This window comes from Halobacteria archaeon AArc-dxtr1 (assembly GCA_025517425.1).
In the GTDB taxonomy this organism is placed as follows: domain Archaea; phylum Halobacteriota; class Halobacteria; order Halobacteriales; family Natrialbaceae; genus Halostagnicola.
Genome location: JAOPJY010000001.1, coordinates 936,405 through 952,319 on the forward strand (window position 1 = coordinate 936,405; position 15,915 = coordinate 952,319).

Annotated in this window: 16 protein-coding genes; 5 read left to right on the forward strand and 11 right to left on the reverse strand. The window is 65.0% G+C overall.

Annotated elements, in window-relative coordinates:
• Positions 1–129: 129 nt before the first annotated feature.
• Positions 130–1,092 carry a purine nucleoside permease gene (locus OB905_04760; GenBank protein ID MCU4925298.1) on the forward strand — a complete coding sequence of 321 codons (963 nt, stop codon included), beginning with the start codon at positions 130–132 and terminating at the stop codon, positions 1,090–1,092.
• A 68-nt stretch (positions 1,093–1,160) separates the two neighbouring features.
• Here the strand turns inward: OB905_04760 and OB905_04765 are convergent, their stop codons facing one another.
• The 5 genes from OB905_04765 to OB905_04785 all read right to left on the reverse strand — a co-directional run bounded on the left by OB905_04765 (position 1,161) and on the right by OB905_04785 (position 5,780).
• Positions 1,161–1,859 carry a hypothetical protein gene (locus tag OB905_04765; GenBank protein ID MCU4925299.1) on the reverse strand — a complete coding sequence of 233 codons (699 nt, stop codon included), beginning with the start codon at positions 1,857–1,859 and terminating at the stop codon, positions 1,161–1,163.
• Positions 1,860–2,044: 185 nt separating this feature from the next.
• On the reverse strand, positions 2,045–2,839 hold the full coding sequence (locus tag OB905_04770; GenBank protein MCU4925300.1) for a 2-amino-3,7-dideoxy-D-threo-hept-6-ulosonate synthase: 795 nt from the start codon (positions 2,837–2,839) through the stop codon (positions 2,045–2,047).
• 24 nt (positions 2,840–2,863) lie between these two features.
• Complete coding sequence (gene trpA / locus OB905_04775) at positions 2,864–3,700, reverse strand: tryptophan synthase subunit alpha (protein MCU4925301.1); 837 nt, start codon at positions 3,698–3,700, stop codon at positions 2,864–2,866.
• A complete protein-coding gene (trpB, locus tag OB905_04780) occupies positions 3,700–5,016 on the reverse strand; it encodes a tryptophan synthase subunit beta (protein MCU4925302.1) in 1,317 nt (438 codons plus the stop codon). The genes trpA and trpB overlap by 1 nt, the downstream gene beginning before the upstream one ends.
• The gene (locus OB905_04785; GenBank protein ID MCU4925303.1) at positions 5,013–5,780 is read right to left on the reverse strand and encodes an indole-3-glycerol-phosphate synthase; all 768 of its coding nucleotides are present in this window, start codon (positions 5,778–5,780) and stop codon (positions 5,013–5,015) included. The genes trpB and OB905_04785 overlap by 4 nt, the downstream gene beginning before the upstream one ends.
• A gap of 94 nt (positions 5,781–5,874) precedes the next feature.
• Between OB905_04785 and OB905_04790 the strand changes: the two genes are divergently transcribed.
• Positions 5,875–6,345 carry an MGMT family protein gene (locus OB905_04790; GenBank protein ID MCU4925304.1) on the forward strand — a complete coding sequence of 157 codons (471 nt, stop codon included), beginning with the start codon at positions 5,875–5,877 and terminating at the stop codon, positions 6,343–6,345.
• Positions 6,346–6,357: 12 nt separating this feature from the next.
• Here OB905_04790 and OB905_04795 read toward each other — a convergent pair whose 3' ends face one another.
• The 3 genes from OB905_04795 to lonB are packed head-to-tail and all read right to left on the reverse strand — an operon-like array spanning position 6,358 to position 9,999.
• Positions 6,358–6,702: a hypothetical protein gene (locus OB905_04795; protein MCU4925305.1), complete on the reverse strand. Its 345-nt coding sequence runs from the start codon at positions 6,700–6,702 to the stop codon at positions 6,358–6,360.
• Positions 6,703–6,727: 25 nt separating this feature from the next.
• A complete protein-coding gene (locus OB905_04800; GenBank protein ID MCU4925306.1) occupies positions 6,728–7,687 on the reverse strand; it encodes a CPBP family intramembrane metalloprotease in 960 nt (319 codons plus the stop codon).
• A 2-nt stretch (positions 7,688–7,689) separates the two neighbouring features.
• On the reverse strand, positions 7,690–9,999 hold the full coding sequence (gene lonB / locus OB905_04805; protein ID MCU4925307.1) for an ATP-dependent protease LonB: 2,310 nt from the start codon (positions 9,997–9,999) through the stop codon (positions 7,690–7,692).
• Between the two features lie 234 nt (positions 10,000–10,233).
• On the opposite strand from lonB, the gene OB905_04810 reads away from it, so the two are divergent.
• Positions 10,234–10,752, forward strand: a complete 519-nt coding sequence (locus OB905_04810) for a nicotinamide-nucleotide adenylyltransferase (GenBank protein ID MCU4925308.1) — start codon at positions 10,234–10,236, stop codon at positions 10,750–10,752.
• Positions 10,753–10,784: 32 nt separating this feature from the next.
• Positions 10,785–11,546: an SAM-dependent chlorinase/fluorinase gene (locus OB905_04815; GenBank protein ID MCU4925309.1), complete on the forward strand. Its 762-nt coding sequence runs from the start codon at positions 10,785–10,787 to the stop codon at positions 11,544–11,546.
• Between the two features lie 28 nt (positions 11,547–11,574).
• On the opposite strand, the gene tenA is transcribed toward OB905_04815, so the two are convergent.
• Positions 11,575–12,234 (reverse strand): thiaminase II, encoded by a 660-nt coding sequence (gene tenA, locus OB905_04820; GenBank protein MCU4925310.1) that lies wholly within the window; start codon positions 12,232–12,234, stop codon positions 11,575–11,577.
• A 138-nt stretch (positions 12,235–12,372) separates the two neighbouring features.
• Entirely contained in the window at positions 12,373–13,917 is a 1,545-nt protein-coding gene (gene thsA, locus OB905_04825; protein ID MCU4925311.1) for a thermosome subunit alpha, read from the reverse strand.
• 187 nt (positions 13,918–14,104) lie between these two features.
• On the opposite strand from thsA, the gene OB905_04830 reads away from it, so the two are divergent.
• The gene (locus tag OB905_04830) at positions 14,105–14,926 is read left to right on the forward strand and encodes an amidohydrolase family protein (protein MCU4925312.1); all 822 of its coding nucleotides are present in this window, start codon (positions 14,105–14,107) and stop codon (positions 14,924–14,926) included.
• 49 nt (positions 14,927–14,975) lie between these two features.
• Here the strand turns inward: OB905_04830 and OB905_04835 are convergent, their stop codons facing one another.
• Positions 14,976–15,854: a glycosyltransferase family 2 protein gene (locus tag OB905_04835; GenBank protein ID MCU4925313.1), complete on the reverse strand. Its 879-nt coding sequence runs from the start codon at positions 15,852–15,854 to the stop codon at positions 14,976–14,978.
• Positions 15,855–15,915 lie beyond the last annotated feature (61 nt).

Consider the following 15,915-nt stretch of genomic DNA (forward strand, 5'->3'; position numbering starts at 1 on the left):
ACGCCGCCTCGAACGCGCAGCGCCTAATCCTTCCGGCGGCGGCAATCGGTTCGACGCGACCGTCGACCGCGCGCATCACAGCTGCCGGCGACCCGCAGACACTTTTCGCCCGGCGACGAGTGTCGACCCATGACCGACAGTTCCCTTCCGGATCCTCGACCACCGGGCGACGACCCCGTCCGTCCGCGCGCGCTCGTGCTCCCGGCCGTCGCCGCGCCGCCACTGGACGAGCGCGGACCGTGGCTCGAGCGTGAGAAGGTCGACGACGCCCTCAACGTTCCAAGTCTCGAGACGCCGCTGTACCTCACCGACGCCGAGGTCGCTATCACGACGACCGGTATCGGCAAGAGCGACGCCGCGACGACGGTCGCCGCGATGACCGCCTCGCCCGCAGTCGACCTCTCGGACGCCTACGTCGTCTCCGCCGGCATCGGCGGCGCGGCCCCCGAACGAGCCGCACTCGGATCGGTGTTCGTCGCCGACGCGGTGGTCGACTGGGACCGAAAGCACCGCTGGGATCGGGCCGAGGTGGGCGAAGACCACTCGGGTAGTGATTCGCCGGGCGGATGGGACGACGGCGAGCGTCCGATCGACCTCCTCTCCTACCGGCCCCGGGACTACGTTCGCGAACTGGACGAGGAGCTGGTCGCCGCCGCGCTCGAGGCCGCCGACGGGGTCGACCTAGCGACCGACGAGACCGTCCGGGAGTACCAGCGCGGGTATCCGGATGCGCCAGCCGATGGTCCGACCGTCGACGTCGGGACGACGGTCTGTGGCGACGAGTTCTGGCATGGACCGCACTTCGCCGCAGAGGTCGACTGGCTCTGTGAGGCCTACGGCGTCGGGCCGTACGCGACCACGCAGATGGAGGACGCAGCGACGGCGACCGCCCTCGAGCGCTTCGGTCTCGGCGATCGGTACCTGAGCGTGCGCGCGGTCGCGAACTACGACCGGTCGGCCCCGGGAGAGTCAGTCGAGGAGAGCTTCGACGGGATTCCCGAGAGCCTCGAACTGGGGATCGAGAACGCCGCACGCGTCGGCTCGGCGGTCGTCGGGCAGCTGGTCGAGCGCGATCCACTCGGCATACGCTGACGGGAGAACACAACACCCCTATCGGCACGCGTTCCGCTCGAACCACCGGAAGAGAACGGCCGGATTGCTCAAAAGCACTGGAGCAGCTGTCCATCTTCGACCGGATCTGGAAGCGCTTCGGGATCGTCGGGGAGGTTCTCGATCTCGTGGTAGTACTCCGCATCCGTGCGCACGATTCCGGTTTCGTCGATTCCGTAGATCGCACCCTCCCCGAAGGCATCGTGGTAGCCACCCGGATCAGCCCCGCCCTCTTGTCTGAAGCCAAAGCCAAAGGCAATGTAGACTGTCGTGATCGCATTGGACTCGTCGACCGTCTCGGTGTCGTGGGTCGTGTACGAAAATTCCACGACACTGTCTCCGTACTCCGCCACGGCCCCGTTTTGCGTGTAGGCCCGCTCGTACTCGGAGACGAACGAGTGGACCGCTTCCTCGTCGGAATTCGATGGTGGATCCGGGTACGGCTCGACGCCAGCACTGTGGAATTCGGTCGTTTCACCGTCGTCACCCTCCACCTCGAACGTCTCACAGACGTCGCCGGTTGGCTCCGGGCGATCCGCGTTCGCACAGTCACGACGGCCAGCGATCGAGGCCGGGTCGGGATCTGTTGGCCCGGTGGTGATCTCCGTCTCCCACGCGTCTTTTTGCGTACAGCCCGGCACCTCATTTCCGGTCGTCTGGTCCGTCCGTGGATCGATCTCATCGAGACAGCCGGCTGCCCCGAGAAACGCGCCCGTTGCACCCATCTCGAGAAGCGTTCGGCGATTCATCTGCCATATTTTATGAGATGGACATAACTATTTGTCCCAAGATCAAACGACGGTTTTAGCTATCGGCGGTCGTCGGTTATCAGTTTGCAACGCGAGCAAGTCGTAGCGGCAGTGTTGGATGTTCGTTGTCGACCTGCGACGCGACTGCCGGGATTTGGGGAATAGTGTGGACGGTCGCGATGTACTCAGATCTCGATCGCCAGCCCAGCTTCCGCGAGTGCCTCGTCCGGATCTGCGTCGTCGTGGACGACGGCCGCGACGGCGCGAGTGATCGCACCGGGCTCTTCGTGCTGGAAGATCGAACGCCCCATCGAGACACCGGCGGCGCCGGCGTCCATCGCGCCACGAACCATCGCCATCGTCTCGCGATCCGAGCCGCGTGCGCCGCCGGCGATGAGGACCGGGCGACTCGTCGCCTCGCAGACGTGCTCGAAGCTCTCGGCGTCGCCGCTGTAGCCCGTCTTGATGACGTGAGCGCCGACCTCCTCGGCGAGTCGAACCGCGTGTCCGAGCGATTCTGGGTCCTCAGGATCGACGTCGGGGCCGCGGGCGTAGGCCATCGCCAGGACGGGAATCCCGAAGCGCTCGGCCTCGGAGGTCAGCTCGGCGAGCTGAGTAATCTGGTCTGGCTCGTAGTTCGAGCCGACGTTGATGTGGAAGGAGACGGCGTCGGCGCCGGCCCGGATCGCGTCCTCGACGGTGCCCGTGAGGCGCTTGTCGTTCGAGTCGGGACCCATCGAGGTCGAGCCGTTCAGGTGAACGATGAACCCTTTCCCGTTCTTGTTCGGATGGACGCGGGGGGCGATCCCCTTCTGGGTGAGGACGGCGTCTGCGCCGCCCGCCGTGATCGCGTCGATCGTCGATTCAATTTCTTTGAGGCCGGCGACTGGCCCCAGTGTCGTGCCGTGGTCCATGGGAACGACGACGTATCGTCCCCCTGTCCCGATCCGTTCGAGTCGTGCGTCGATTCCGGTACTCATTGTCGTCCTGTAGCAAGCTTTCGGTTATGGATGTTCTGGTTCTGGAAGCGACCCCGCACCGCGGAGGGCGCCGGCTTTTAGCTCCCGAGCCAACTCCTCGAGCTGGGCTGCGGTTTCTGCAACCGATCGATCGTCCGTCTCGCCCGCGGCGATGATGTCGATAAGCGCGCTGCCGACGATGATCCCGTCGGCGCCGGCGCCGACGATCCGTTCTGCGTGGTCGCCGGTCTTGATGCCGAAGCCGACCGCCTTGGGGATCTCCCACTCGTCGAGGCGTTCTAAGCTGGCGCCGGTCTGGTCCGAGACGTCCTCTCGAGCGCCCGTCGTCCCGAGCCGGGCCTGGACGTAGACGTAGCCCGAGACGCGCTCCATCATTCGCGCTAAGCGCTCGCCACGGGTTGTCGGCGCGACGATGAAGATCAGGTCGAGGCCGAACTCGTCGCAGGCCTCCCGAAGGGGGTCGGCCTCCTCAGCGGGCAGGTCGGGCACGACGAAGCCGGAGAGGCCAGCCTCGGCGGCGCGCTCGACGAACGGTCGAGGCCCATCGTCCGCGCCGTACTGGTAGATCAAGTTGTAGTAGGTCATACAGACCAGCGGCACGTCAACGTCGAGTTCCTCGACGAACGCGAAGAAGCGCTCGGGGGTCATGCCAGCATCGAGAGCGCGGGTGACGGCCCCCTGGATCGTTGGGCCTTCGGCGATCGGCTCCGAAAACGGGAGGCCGAGTTCGATAACGTCGGCGCCGCCGCGAGCGACCGCCTCGACGTACTCGAGAGAGGCCTCGTAATTCGGGTCGCCCGCGGCCAGGTAGGGGACGAACGCCGGGCTGTCGGCGAATGCGGCCTTGAGGTCGCTCCTCATTACAGCCCACCTCCGGACTCGAAGACCGACAGGTCGGGCGCGGCTTCGAGTCCCCGTTTTTCGGTCTCCTCGATGACGGTCTCTAAGTCCTTGTCGCCGCGACCGGAGACGTTGACGACGACCGTCTCGCCGACTTTCTCGCCTGCTTCGACCGCCTCGTGGAGGAAGCCAAAGGCGTGGGCTGTCTCTAACGCGGGGATGATCCCCTCGTCGGTCGAGAGCCGGTGGAACGCCTCGAGTGCGGCCTGATCGCCGACGTTCACGGGCGTGACCCGACCCTCGCCGACCAGGTAGGCCAGCTCGGGGCCGACGCCGGCGTAGTCGAGGCCGGCGGAGATGCTGTGCGATTCCATAATCTGCCCGTGTGAGTCTTGCAGGAGCTGGGTGCGCGCGCCGTGGAGGACGCCCTCCTCGCCGGTCGAGAGCGTCGCGGAGTTCGGTGCGACGCCCGCTTCTTCGTCGACCTCGAGGCTCGATCCGCCAGCTTCGACGGCGTAGAGAGAAACGTCTGCATCCGAAACGAACTCGGCGAACGCGCCCATCGTGTTCGAGCCGCCACCGGCACAGGCGACGACGGCGTCGGGCAGTCCACCGAGCTGATCGCGACACTGCTCGCGAGCCTCCTCGGAGATGACGGCCTGGAAGTCCCGGACCATCGCGGGGAACGGATGGGGACCAACCACGGAACCGATGACGTAGTGGGTGTCTTCGACCGTTTTCGACCAGTCGCGCATCGTCTCGGAGATCGCCTCTTTTAGGGTTCCCCGGCCGGCGTCGACGGGGTTGACCTCGGCGCCGTTGATCCGCATCCGGAACACGTTGGGGCGCTGGCGGTTGATGTCAGTTCGGCCCATGTAGATCTCACAGGGCATATCGAGGTGGGCTGCTGCCATCGCCGTCGCGGTGCCGTGCTGGCCGGCGCCGGTCTCGGCGATGATCCGCTCTTTGCCCATATACTTCGCCAGCAGCACCTGTCCGAGAGCGTTGTTCAGCTTGTGGGCGCCGCCGTGGAGGAGGTCCTCGCGTTTGAGGTACACTTCGCAGTCGTAGCGCTCGGAGAGCTGGTCGGCGCGCTGCAGCGGCGTCGGCCGGCCGCCGAAGTCCCGCAGTCGGGCGCGGAACTCGTCCATGAAGCCATCTTCGTTCTCCAAAACGTAGCGTTCGTAGGCGTCTGTGAGTTCCTCTAAAGCCGGCATCAACGCCTCAGGAACGTACTGGCCGCCGTACCGACCGAACGCACCGGATGACTCGCCGTTGCCGGTTTCGCGACCGTCGTCGGCTCCGCGATCGTCAGTCTCGTGGTCCGTCTCGCTCATGTCTGTGTCACCCTCTGGGTGTTCGCCGTAACATCACTGTCGGTCCCGTGGTCCATAATGGCGCTGCCCACCAGCAGGGCGTCGGCGCCGGCTTCGCGCATCCGGTCGACGTCCGCAGGCGTCGAGATCCCGCTCTCGGCGATCAGCGTCACGTCGTCTGGCACCTGGGGAGAAACCGCCTCGAACGTGCCCAGATCCACCTCCAGCTTCGTCAGATCGCGGTTGTTGACGCCGATGATATCGGCACCGGCCTCGAGCGCGACTTCGAGTTCGGCTGCGTCGTGGACCTCCACGAGCGGCTGGAAGCCGCGATCGCGGGCGGCCTCGACCAGCGCGGGGAGGTCGTCGACGAACCGGACGATGAGAAGCAAGAGATCGGCTTCGACGGCGTCCATCTGCGCTTCGCGCAGGATGAAGTCCTTGCGAAGGACCGGTACGTCCACGGCCGCACGGACGCGTTCGAGTGCGTCCGTCGAACCGCCGAAGTGCTCGGGTTCGGTGAGCACGGAGATCGCCGCCGCACCGCCGTCGACCATCGCGGTAGCCAGGTCGACGGGATCGTCGGCTCGAGTTCCGTCGGCAGTCGGGCTCGTTGGCTTCACTTCAGCGATCACGGGGACGCGTCCGTCGGCCTCGGCGCGGGCCAGCGCGTCCGGGAACGAGCGCGAGTCAACTGACAGCTGCCGATCAGTATCGGCCGTGCGCTCCCGCGCGGCGTCGAGGATCGATTGGACCGCCGGGGCGACCTGCGTATCAGAGTCCATTATTGTACATCGACGGACTCATATGTACATAAAGATTGCGCCATCGACACGGCCGTGGCGAATCTTCAAGTTCGCGCCGGGCCTCCGGCCACCCATGGTGGATGTTACGGACGCCGGAATCTATGCGCGGGAGTCGCCGTACTTAGAGCGGTACGTACAGGTGGGGATCGCCAGTGGGCGCGTCCTTCGCGTCTCATTTCCCAATCTGCCGGCAGAGGATGCCGACCCGACGCATCCGACGCTCGATCGTCTGTTCGAATACTTAGACGGGATCGAGGAAGACGACTTTACCGACCTCGAAGTGGCGCTGACCGTCCCGACCGAGCAGCGGTCGGTGCTCGAGCAGGTCCGATCGATCCCCTACGGCGACCAGGTAGATGTCGCGACGCTGGCGAACGTGACGCCGGGGCTCGACGCCGACGAAAGCGCGGATCTGACACTCGTACGAAGCGCATTAGACGAGAATCCGGCACCGATCGTCATCCCCGACCACCGGGTACGGGATGGCCCAAGCGCCGCCCCACCGCCCGTCGAGCAGAAGCTCCGATCGCTCGAGGGGCTATGAGAGACGGGAACGTCAGTTTTCGATCGCGATTGCAAATAGGTAGCCGCCAAGGCCAAGGAAGACCAGCATTGACGCGAGCGTATCGAACGTTGAGCTTCCGGTCAGAATCCAGATGAATTGGGAGAGCCCACCGAGGATAAGCGTCGTAGCCGACGCGATAAGCAGCCGCCCGCCCGTCCCGCGCGTGTAGAGCAAGCCGCCGATGGCGACAGCGATGGCGCCGTAAACGATATCAGCTAGACCGAGGGCGGGTGAGACGCCCCCCACGAGCCCAACGACCAGCAAGACGAAGTAGACCAAAATTCCGATCAGGATCGCGCGATAGACAGATTTGGGGACACCTCTGAGCGCCGTCATACGTCGGGTGAGGAATCCGCCGTTCTTAATTGTAGCTTTCGAGGACGCTCGCCCACTCCAGTCCGAGCCCCTCGTGGACGACGAACTCGAAGGCGTTGATCAGGTAGTGGGCGACGACGACCACCAGGAGGCTCCCAGTGGCGATGAACACCAGCGCGAGGACGAATCCGAGCGCAGCCGTGACGAGGACGCCGACCGATCCCTGGATGCCGTGTCCGAGACCGAACGCGATCGACGACACCACGGCCAGCACGAACGGCGAGAGATCGAATCCGGCCGAGAGAACGCCGATCAGCGCCGCACGAAACAGGAGTTCCTCGAAAAAGGCGATCAGGGGCAAGACGACGATCAGGAGGACAAGCCATCCGGCTCGGGACTCTGGAGCGAGCATCTCCCTCAGCGTCTCGTCGTGATCGAACCCGAGCCACGTCGCGCCCGCAGCCCCGATTTCGTTGGCGAGATAGAGGGCGATGCCGATGGCCGTTCCGAGGAGGAGGCCGGAGACGACGTACGCGCTGCTGACCTCGATACCGAACGCCTCGGCAGGGATATCGGCGTAGATTGCCGCACCGATCAACACGACCGCAAACAGCCCCTGCGAGAGGGCGACGTTCGCAAGCAACTCCGCAGTAGAGAGGTCCGCGGGAGATGAGGAGGCGGTCTGTGGGAGCGGTTGCTCACGCGAGGAGTCGGACGATTCGGGTGGCGAGTCGGTGTGCTGAGAAGGGGAATCGGGCGTCTGTCCGGAGTACTCGGACGGAGAGGTGGAGTCTGTCGAGGCCGGAGGTGAGCGGTCTGGAGCCGACGGCGGGTGCTGCGTTTCGTCCCACTCGACCGGCTTCGGGGGGTGAGACTCCGCGGCGTCGGAGAGGTCGGTAGCACCGCCGTCTCCCGGCGAGACGGCGCGCTCGCTCAGGTGGGTCAGGACGAGGAGTAAGCAAAGGACGACGATCGTTACGCCCGCGAACGTCGCCCACTGCGCCACGGCTACTGGGGACTCGGGTTGGAGCCGTGACCGGCGACGCCCTGATCGAACGCCGAACCGGTGATCTGTTTGAGACGATCGACCAGCGAGTCTTTCTGGGGTTCGCCCATGAGGGCGACGTCTAAGACCTCGCTGATGTTCGAGCAGGGGATAATCTCGATCATCTCGTCGTACTCGTCTTCGATCATCACGTCTTGCTCGTTGGTCTTGGGAATGATGACCTTCTTGCAACCAGCTTTCGCCGCAGCCTCAATCTTGTGGGTGACGCCACCGACCGGGAGGACGTCACCGCGCACGGAGAGCGAGCCGGTCATCGCGACCGACTGATCGACGGGGATGTCCTCTAAGGCGCTGATGACCGCGGTCGCCACCGTGATGGAGGCCGAATCGCCGTCGACACCCTGCTGGCCGGCCTGGACGAACTGGATGTGGACGTCTTTCTCCGAGAGGTCGACGTCGGAGAACTTCTTGATGATCGCCGAGACGTTCTGGACGGACTCCTCGGCCATCTCCTTGAGCTGGCCGGTGGCGATCACCTGTCCGCCGCCCTGGGCGGGCGCGATCTCGGCCATCACGGGCAGCATGATCCCGGAGTCCTCACCCATGACGGCGAGGCCGTTGACCCGGCCTTCGACGCCGCTCTCGGTGACCTGCAGCTCGTAGTCCTTGCGGCGGTCGATGTAGTCGTCGGCGAGCTGTTGCTCGATCGACCGCGAGCGGCCCTTGGCCTCGAGGACGTGCTCGCGGGTCGTGAGCTCGGCGTCCTCCGCGCGGGCGATGTCGCCGGCGACGCGGACGAGTCCGCCGAGGTTCCGGAACTCGAGGGTGAGGTGTTCCTTGCGGCCCGCCCGGCGCTTGGCTTCGAGGATGAGCTCCTCGACGGCCTCGCGAGTGAAGTGCGGGAGGCGACCGTCGCGGTCGACCTCCTGGGCGATGAAGCGGGCGTACTTCCGGCGCATCTCGGGGGTGTCCTCGATGGTGTCGTCCATGTACACCTCGTAGCCGTAGCCCTTGATGCGGCTGCGGAGTGCGGGGTGCATGTTCTCCATCGCGTCTAAGTTCCCCGCTGCGATCATGATGAAGTCCGTCGGGACGGCTTCGGTCTGGACCATCGCACCCGAGGAGCGCTCGGACTGGCCCGTAATCGCGAACTCGCCCTCCTGGATCGCCGTCATCAGCTTCTGCTGAGTGCGGATGTCGAGCGTGTTCATCTCGTCGACGAACAGCACGCCCTTGTTGGACTTGTGGATCGAGCCGGGCTCGACGCGGTCGTGGCTGGGCGTCTCCATACCCCCGGACTGGAAGGGGTCGTGGCGGACGTCGCCCAGTAGTGCGCCGGCGTGGGCGCCGGTGGCGTCCTCGAAGGGCGCCTGGCGCTGGTCGCCGTTGTCGACGATCATGTTGGGCACCATCGCGTCTGTCCCCCGACTCGTATAGCGGAAGACGAGCCAGACGACTGCTGCGGCGATGATGCCAAGCAGGATGTTCGGTGGCCCCAAGATAGTGTAGGCGATGATCACCGCGATGATGACCCACATCAGGACCGATCGCATCTGGTTGCGCTTTCGCGCCTCCTCTTTGTGGGCGTCGATGATCTGCTCGCCTTTCCCGGCGGGGACGGTCCGAACCTTCGGCGCGTTCCCGTCGTCGGGGTTGTGATAGACGAGGACGTCCTGGAGGTCCTCCCTCGGGAGGAGCTGGCTCATCGCTTTGGCCAGCATCGACTTGCCGGTCCCCGGCGAGCCGATCATCATCACGTGTCGGCGCTGTTTCGCGGCTTTGATGATGATGTCTCGGGCCTCGTCCTGTCCAATCACCTGATCGACGAGCCGGTCGGGAACTTCGATGTCGTCTGTCGAATCGATCATCAACCCACCGAGGAGATCGTCCTCGGCGTGTTCGTCGTCGATTTCGACGCCTGGGTCGACGTCGACAGTGCTCCCCAGGTCTTCGACAGTTTCGATCTCGTCGTCGGCTTCGTCGGGTGATTGGCCGTCGATCTCAAGCCCGTCCGGATCGTCGAACTCGTCGTCCCTCGGCGAGGGCGGATCCTCGGCGTTGCTCTCGGAGTCAGCAGACGGATCGGCGCCCTCGCTGGCGTCTGCCTCCGTGGCGTCCGCGCTCGAGAAGACGTCCGGACCGTGGGCGTCCGAGTCGACGGTCCCGGACGATCGGTCCGGGTCGGCGTCGAATTCATCGTCGACAGGTTCGTCTCCGACGTCGCCCGCTTCCTCGGCGTCTTCTTGAGGCTCGGAAGTCACCTCGTCGGGGGCGTCGTCGGGCGAATCGTCGACGTTCGTATCGTTGCTCATAGAACGCTAGTCAGTACCTGGTTCGAAGGGATTGCGACTGATATACTTTCTCCATACGGTAGTCGTCGCCCCGTTCGCATAGACCACCTCTCGGTGCCGTTTTCGCCCGAATTCGAATTGGTTAGAGAGACGGTCACCGCAACCGACCGATCGAACCGGACCAGCGACCCCCAGAGACGCAGCGACAGCGAGGACTCGCCACGCTTAAGCGGGACGCACTGCCAGTATTCGGTAATGAAGCGTGGGTTCTACATCGGACGCTTCCAGCCGTTTCACAACGGCCACTACAGCATGGTCGAGCGGATCTCCGAGGATATCGACGAGCTCGTCCTCGGGATCGGAAGTGCCGGAGACTCTCACACCGTCCGGAACCCGTTTACCGCCGGCGAGCGCATCATGATGATCACCAAGTCTCTGGTCGACTTCGATATCGTGACCTACGCGGTTCCCATCGAGGACTTAGAGCGGAACTCGGTCTGGGTGAGCCACGTCCAGAGCATGAGCCCAGATTTCGACGTCGCGTACTCGAACAACCCGCTGGTCATCCAGCTCTTTCGGGAGGCCGGCGTCGAGGTGCGGCAGTCGCCGATGTTCAACCGCGACGTGTTAGAGGGAACAGAGGTTCGCGAGCGGATGATCGCCGACGAGAGCTGGGAGGAGCTGGTGCCGGACGCCGTCGTCGAGACCGTCGGGGAGATCGACGGCATCGAGCGCCTGCAGATGGTCAACGAGTCGGACGTGAACGGCCAGTAACGCCCGCACCGCCGACCCACACACCGTACACGATGATCACGCTCGCTTCCGACTTTGGCTCGCCATATCCCGCCGCGATGCGTGGAGTACTCTGCCAGCAGACCGACGCTCGTCTCGTCGACGTCACTCATGACTTCCCTCGCCAGGACGTCCGGGTAGCGGCGTTCTGGCTCCGGGAGATTCTCCCGTACTTTCCGCCGGCGGTCCATCTGGTCGTCGTCGACCCCGGCGTCGGCACCGACCGTGCAGCGATCGCGATCGACGCCGGTGAACACGTACTGGTCGGCCCCGACAACGGCGTCTTGCTCCCGGCCGCCAGAGAACTCACAGACAGGAGCGACCTCTCAGTCTACGAGATTGATGACGCCGACGCGGAGAGTTCGACGTTCCACGGCCGCGACGTGTTCGCACCAGCAGCCGCCGCGATTCACGATCAGTGGCGCGAGGGGGACTCTCCGAGTGCACTCGACGGCGTCACAGGGGTCGACAGCTACGTCGACCTCTCGCTTCCGGAGCCGACCGTCGAGGACGGCAAAATCGTCGGAGAGGTACTCGTCGTCGACGAGTTCGGCAACGTGATCACCAACGTTCCTGGTGACGTGATTGCGGGCTGTGAGTCCGTTGTCGTCGACGGAGACCGGGTTCGTGTCGGCGAGACGTTCGCGGACGTTCCGGTTGGGGAGCGCCTCGTCACGGTGGGGAGCCACGGCAACGTCGAAGTAGACGTCAATCAGGGCCGCGGAGACGAGGCGTTCGGACTGACCGCAGGAGACGCAGTGCGAATCGAGATCTAACCCACCTCACCCAGGTCCGACAGCGCGGTCAGATCCGCCACTCCTCTTGCGTGTAGGCCATCTCCCAGAACTGGTGTTCTAACCGTGCAGAGGTCAGAAACGCCTCCCGCATCGCGTCGTGCTCGCCGGGGTAGCGGTCGCCACAGCGATCGACGAACTCGCGCATCCAGTCGACGGCCCCGTAGAACTCCTCACTGGTGTACTTCTCGATAAAGGGGGTGTAGCGGTGGTCGTCGTCGGCCAGTTCGGCCATGTGCTCGGCGATGTCGAGGTAGCCCTGTCCACAGGGGTAGATAGCCGCCGCGATCTCGGCAAGTGAGCCCTCGTGGGCGGTCCTGACGAGGAAGTTGGTGTAGGCGACGCAGGTCGGCGATTTCGTCGTCGACTCCAGATCCGCGACCGAGAGGCCGTAGTCGTCGGCGAACTCGCGGTGGAGGTCCATCTCGTAGTCGAGGACGGTGTGAGCCACCCCAAGCAGGTGGGTCATCGTCTGCTCGTCGCGCGCTTTCGTCCCGGCGATCGCGAAGGTACGCGCGTAGTCGAGCAAGTAGCGGTAATCCTGCCGGACCCACGTGTAGAACGCCTCGGGATCGAGCGTTCCGTCTGCGAGCTCCGTCACAAACGGGTGGCGTTTCTGTGCCGCCCAGATCTCGCTGCCCTCTTCGAGTAGTTCGTCGCTGAATGCCATCGGGTAGGAGACGGCACCCCCACAGCATATAATTTGCTACTATTATCGAGTTATATAGCTGGGGCGAGGAAACGACTCCCGGACGAGAGACGGTCTGGCGAACAGCTGCCGAAAACCGAAAGAGAACGGGTAAGAGCGTTATTCCGCCGCGATGACGTCGTCGATGCGAGCGATCATCGTCGCGGCCTCGGTGGCGCTCTCGATGGCCTCACGTTTGACGTCAGCAGGGTCGACGACGCCGTGTTCGAGTGGGTCACCGATCGTGACCTCCTCGCCGTCGGTGATCAGCCCGGCACGGCCCTCGGACTCGTGGGCGGCACGGAGGTCGACCAGCGAGTCGATCGGGTCGCGGCCGGTGTTGGTCGCGAGCGTTCGCGGGACGATGTCGATCGCGTCGGCAAACGCCGTCACGGCGAGTTGCTTGCGGCCCTCGATACCGGCGGCTTCGGAGCGAACGCGGTCTGCGATGGCGATCTCGGTGGCACCGGCGCCGGGGACGACCTCACCGGAGTCGAGTGCGGTCGCGACGACGTCTAACGCGTCGCCGATCGCGCGCTCGAGTTCGTCGACGACGTGGGCCGTGCCGCCCCGGACGAAGACGGTGACGGCCTCGGCGGCCGCGCCGCCCTCGACGAACGCCAGATCGTCGTCTCCGTAGGTCTTGGTGCGGATGCGGTCGGCCTGGCCGAAGTCATCCTCCTCGAGGTCTTCGAGCGAACCGACGCGACTGGCGCCGGTCGCGGAGACGATGCGGGAGGCGTCGCTGCTGCCGACGCCCTCGAAGGTGAGGATGCCCGCCTCCGCGAGACGAGCGGCGACGCGATCGTCGACGTCCTCGGTCGTGAAGACGACGTCGACGCCGCTATCGGCGATCGTGTCGGCGTAGCCCTGAAGTTCAGACTCCTCGGCGTCGATCGCGGCGTTTAGCTGGTCGATCGAATCGATCGAGTACTCGGCGTCGAACTCACCGGTTCGGACCTCGAGTTCGACGTCGAGGACGGCGACGGTGGCGTCTTCGACGTCGGTGGGCATGTCGTCGTGGGCGGGCTCCTCGTCGATGACGATGCCGGGGACGAGTTCGGTCGCACTCGAGGAGGCGCCGACCTGCGTGTGGACGTCGACGTTCTCGCGCTCGACGCCGTCGTCTCCGTCGACGTGCTCGACGGCGGCGACGACGGTCTCGGCGAGCGCATCGGCGGTGAGTCCGCCGGTGCCCTTGCCGGTCATGCTCGACTCGGCGACCTGCTCTAAGATTTCGGTGTCGACTGTGGCGTCGTCGACGACGTCGTCGATCGCCTCGAGGGCGATCTGGGACGCTTCGTGATAGCCCTCGACGATCGTCGTCGCGTGGACGTCCTGTTCGAGCAAGTCCTCGGCCTCGCCGAGGAGGTTGCCCGCGATCACTGCTGCGGTCGTCGTCCCGTCGCCGACCTCTTCTTCCTGGGAGTCGGCGACTTCGACGATCATCTGGGCGGCGGGGTGCTCGATGTCCATCTCCGCTAAAATCGTGGCGCCGTCGTTCGTGATGACGACGTCACCGGAGGAACCCACGAGCATCTTGTCCATGCCGCGGGGTCCGAGCGTGGTCCGTACGGCCTCGGCGACGGCCTTGCCGGCCATGATGTTAGACGACTGTGCGTCGCGACCCTGCGTTCGCTGACTGTCCTCGCTGAGAATGAACATCTGCTGTCCACCCATGCGTCGCTGTTGTGCCATGATTGAACCCTCACTAACCATGTCGTCAGCACTTCTATATAAGCGTTTTCCTACGACCTCGCTCCCCTCTGGTGATCCGGACGTTCGTCCACGTGGAGATCCCTCCCGAAATGGCCGGTAGCAACATATAGTGTCGACGAGAAAGCCCACCCGGATGCTGGAGCTGGAACACGGGTTTCGCGTCGTCGACGTCTACGCGCAGCTGACCCCAGACGACGTGACAGCTGGTCGCGGGCGGTCGATCACGCCGGATCGGCTCGAACGGGAGATGCGCCAGGCGGGGATTACGCGCTCTGTCGTCTTCCCGCGGGCACGCGGCGAGACGGACTACGTCGCCGCCAACAACGGCGTCGCGCGGTACAGCGTCGATCGCCCGTTCGTCGCTTTCGCGCGTATCAACGGCTCCCAAACCGAGGATTCCTCGCCGACCGGCCGGCTCCGAAACGCGGTGTCCGGACCCAAAGAGTACCACACGTCGGCGAGCGACGTCGAACAGTACGCGTACGACGATCGGTTTCACGGCTTCGTCCTCGATCCGGTCGTCGACGGCTATCCGGACGAAGCCGTCCTCGAAGCGCTCGCCGACGTCTCCCTGCCGGTGTTGGTTCGAGGCGGGCGAGGAGCCCCACCCGAAACGCTTGCAGAGACCCTGCTCGGCCGGTCGTTCCCGGTCATCATCTGTCACTTCGGAGGCTACCCACTCGATAGAGATCGAATGAGTGAGACGATCGACTTGCTCGACGGTCACGACGACTGTTACCTAGAGACCAGTTTCGTCCGGTTTCGCGACCAGCTCGAACGGGCGCTGCTCGAACACCCCGACAGAGTGCTATTCGGCAGTGGGGCCCCCGACTGTCACCCGAACGTCGCCGTCATGGAGATGTTGACGCTCGACGTGCCCGAAGACAAACTCTGGCGAGTGTTCTCGAAAAACGCCTGCCGAGTGATCGAGCCGTTGGCTCCCGAGTCGGGATAGCCACCCGTGGGGGCGACGCCAACCGCGCTCACAGGCGCAGTGAGTGAGATTAGCGCCGATCGTACAGCCGGACAGCACGGTCGTGGCGAGCCGAGACGCCGTTTGGGTTGCGTCTGGTGGTCCGGTCGGCGTAGCGGGCACGTAATCCGTCCGCATACCCCTTCGCGGCGTTGGTCGTCACCGCGAGTCCGTTGCCGAGCCAGCCCGTCGGCGTCGATTCGCCCGTCGCGACGGCCTTTGCGGCGCCGGCAGCGTCCCGGAGCGCACTGCCGACGATCCGAGCGGTGATCGTCGGCCGCGGGCCGTAGTTTTTCGTCAGTCGGTACGACAGCGACCGGTAGCGCGGTCCCCAGCCGGGGTCGAGGTTCGTCTGGCGCCGAACGCGCATTCCGGGATCCGAGACGACGTCGAAGCCGAGGTCGGCGATCCGATGGGCAGCGTCGACCGCCCCACCGGTTTCTACCGACTCGTCGAAGCCATCGAGCGCGTCGAGTACCGTCCGGTCGAACGCGACGTTATCGCCGTCGAACTCCGTGACTGCTCGGCCGCCGACGGTCCGCGAGCGGAGGTTCGTGGCCGCGTCGCCCGAGACCGGTCCGGTGACGACGTCGGCTCCGGCACACATCGCAGCGTCGAGTGCGGCGTACCAGCCGTCGTCGACGACGGTCCGGTCGTCGAGGAAGGCAACCACCGATCCCGTGACCGTCTCGAGTCCGGCGTTTCTGGAGACGTTACGGTTTCGCTCCGAAATCTCGACGAGGACGTCGACGTCGTCGCGGTCGCGGACGGCCCCGGTCGTCCCGTCAGAGGAGGGACCGTTGACGACGATCACTTCCGCCGACGGCGGCGTCGCGGCCGCGAGCGCGTCGAGACAGTCGAGCAATCGCTCTCGGCCGTTGAGTGTCGAAACGACTACCGAGAGCTTCATACGGTCGGATAGAAGGCCCGGGCAATAAAAGGCTGGTAGAGGCGATGAGAGATCATCGACG

Coding starts and splice junctions, on each gene's coding strand:
- OB905_04760 (MCU4925298.1), top strand. CDS start 130: ATGACCGACAGTTCCCTTCCGGATCCTCGACCACCGGGCGACGACCCC.
- OB905_04765 (MCU4925299.1), bottom strand. CDS start 1,859: ATGAATCGCCGAACGCTTCTCGAGATGGGTGCAACGGGCGCGTTTCTC.
- OB905_04770 (MCU4925300.1), bottom strand. CDS start 2,839: ATGAGTACCGGAATCGACGCACGACTCGAACGGATCGGGACAGGGGGA.
- trpA (MCU4925301.1), bottom strand. CDS start 3,700: ATGAGGAGCGACCTCAAGGCCGCATTCGCCGACAGCCCGGCGTTCGTC.
- trpB (MCU4925302.1), bottom strand. CDS start 5,016: ATGAGCGAGACGGACCACGAGACTGACGATCGCGGAGCCGACGACGGT.
- OB905_04785 (MCU4925303.1), bottom strand. CDS start 5,780: ATGGACTCTGATACGCAGGTCGCCCCGGCGGTCCAATCGATCCTCGAC.
- OB905_04790 (MCU4925304.1), top strand. CDS start 5,875: ATGGTGGATGTTACGGACGCCGGAATCTATGCGCGGGAGTCGCCGTAC.
- OB905_04795 (MCU4925305.1), bottom strand. CDS start 6,702: ATGACGGCGCTCAGAGGTGTCCCCAAATCTGTCTATCGCGCGATCCTG.
- lonB (MCU4925307.1), bottom strand. CDS start 9,999: ATGAGCAACGATACGAACGTCGACGATTCGCCCGACGACGCCCCCGAC.
- OB905_04810 (MCU4925308.1), top strand. CDS start 10,234: ATGAAGCGTGGGTTCTACATCGGACGCTTCCAGCCGTTTCACAACGGC.
- OB905_04815 (MCU4925309.1), top strand. CDS start 10,785: ATGATCACGCTCGCTTCCGACTTTGGCTCGCCATATCCCGCCGCGATG.
- tenA (MCU4925310.1), bottom strand. CDS start 12,234: ATGGCATTCAGCGACGAACTACTCGAAGAGGGCAGCGAGATCTGGGCG.
- thsA (MCU4925311.1), bottom strand. CDS start 13,917: ATGTTCATTCTCAGCGAGGACAGTCAGCGAACGCAGGGTCGCGACGCA.
- OB905_04830 (MCU4925312.1), top strand. CDS start 14,105: ATGCTGGAGCTGGAACACGGGTTTCGCGTCGTCGACGTCTACGCGCAG.
- OB905_04835 (MCU4925313.1), bottom strand. CDS start 15,854: ATGAAGCTCTCGGTAGTCGTTTCGACACTCAACGGCCGAGAGCGATTG.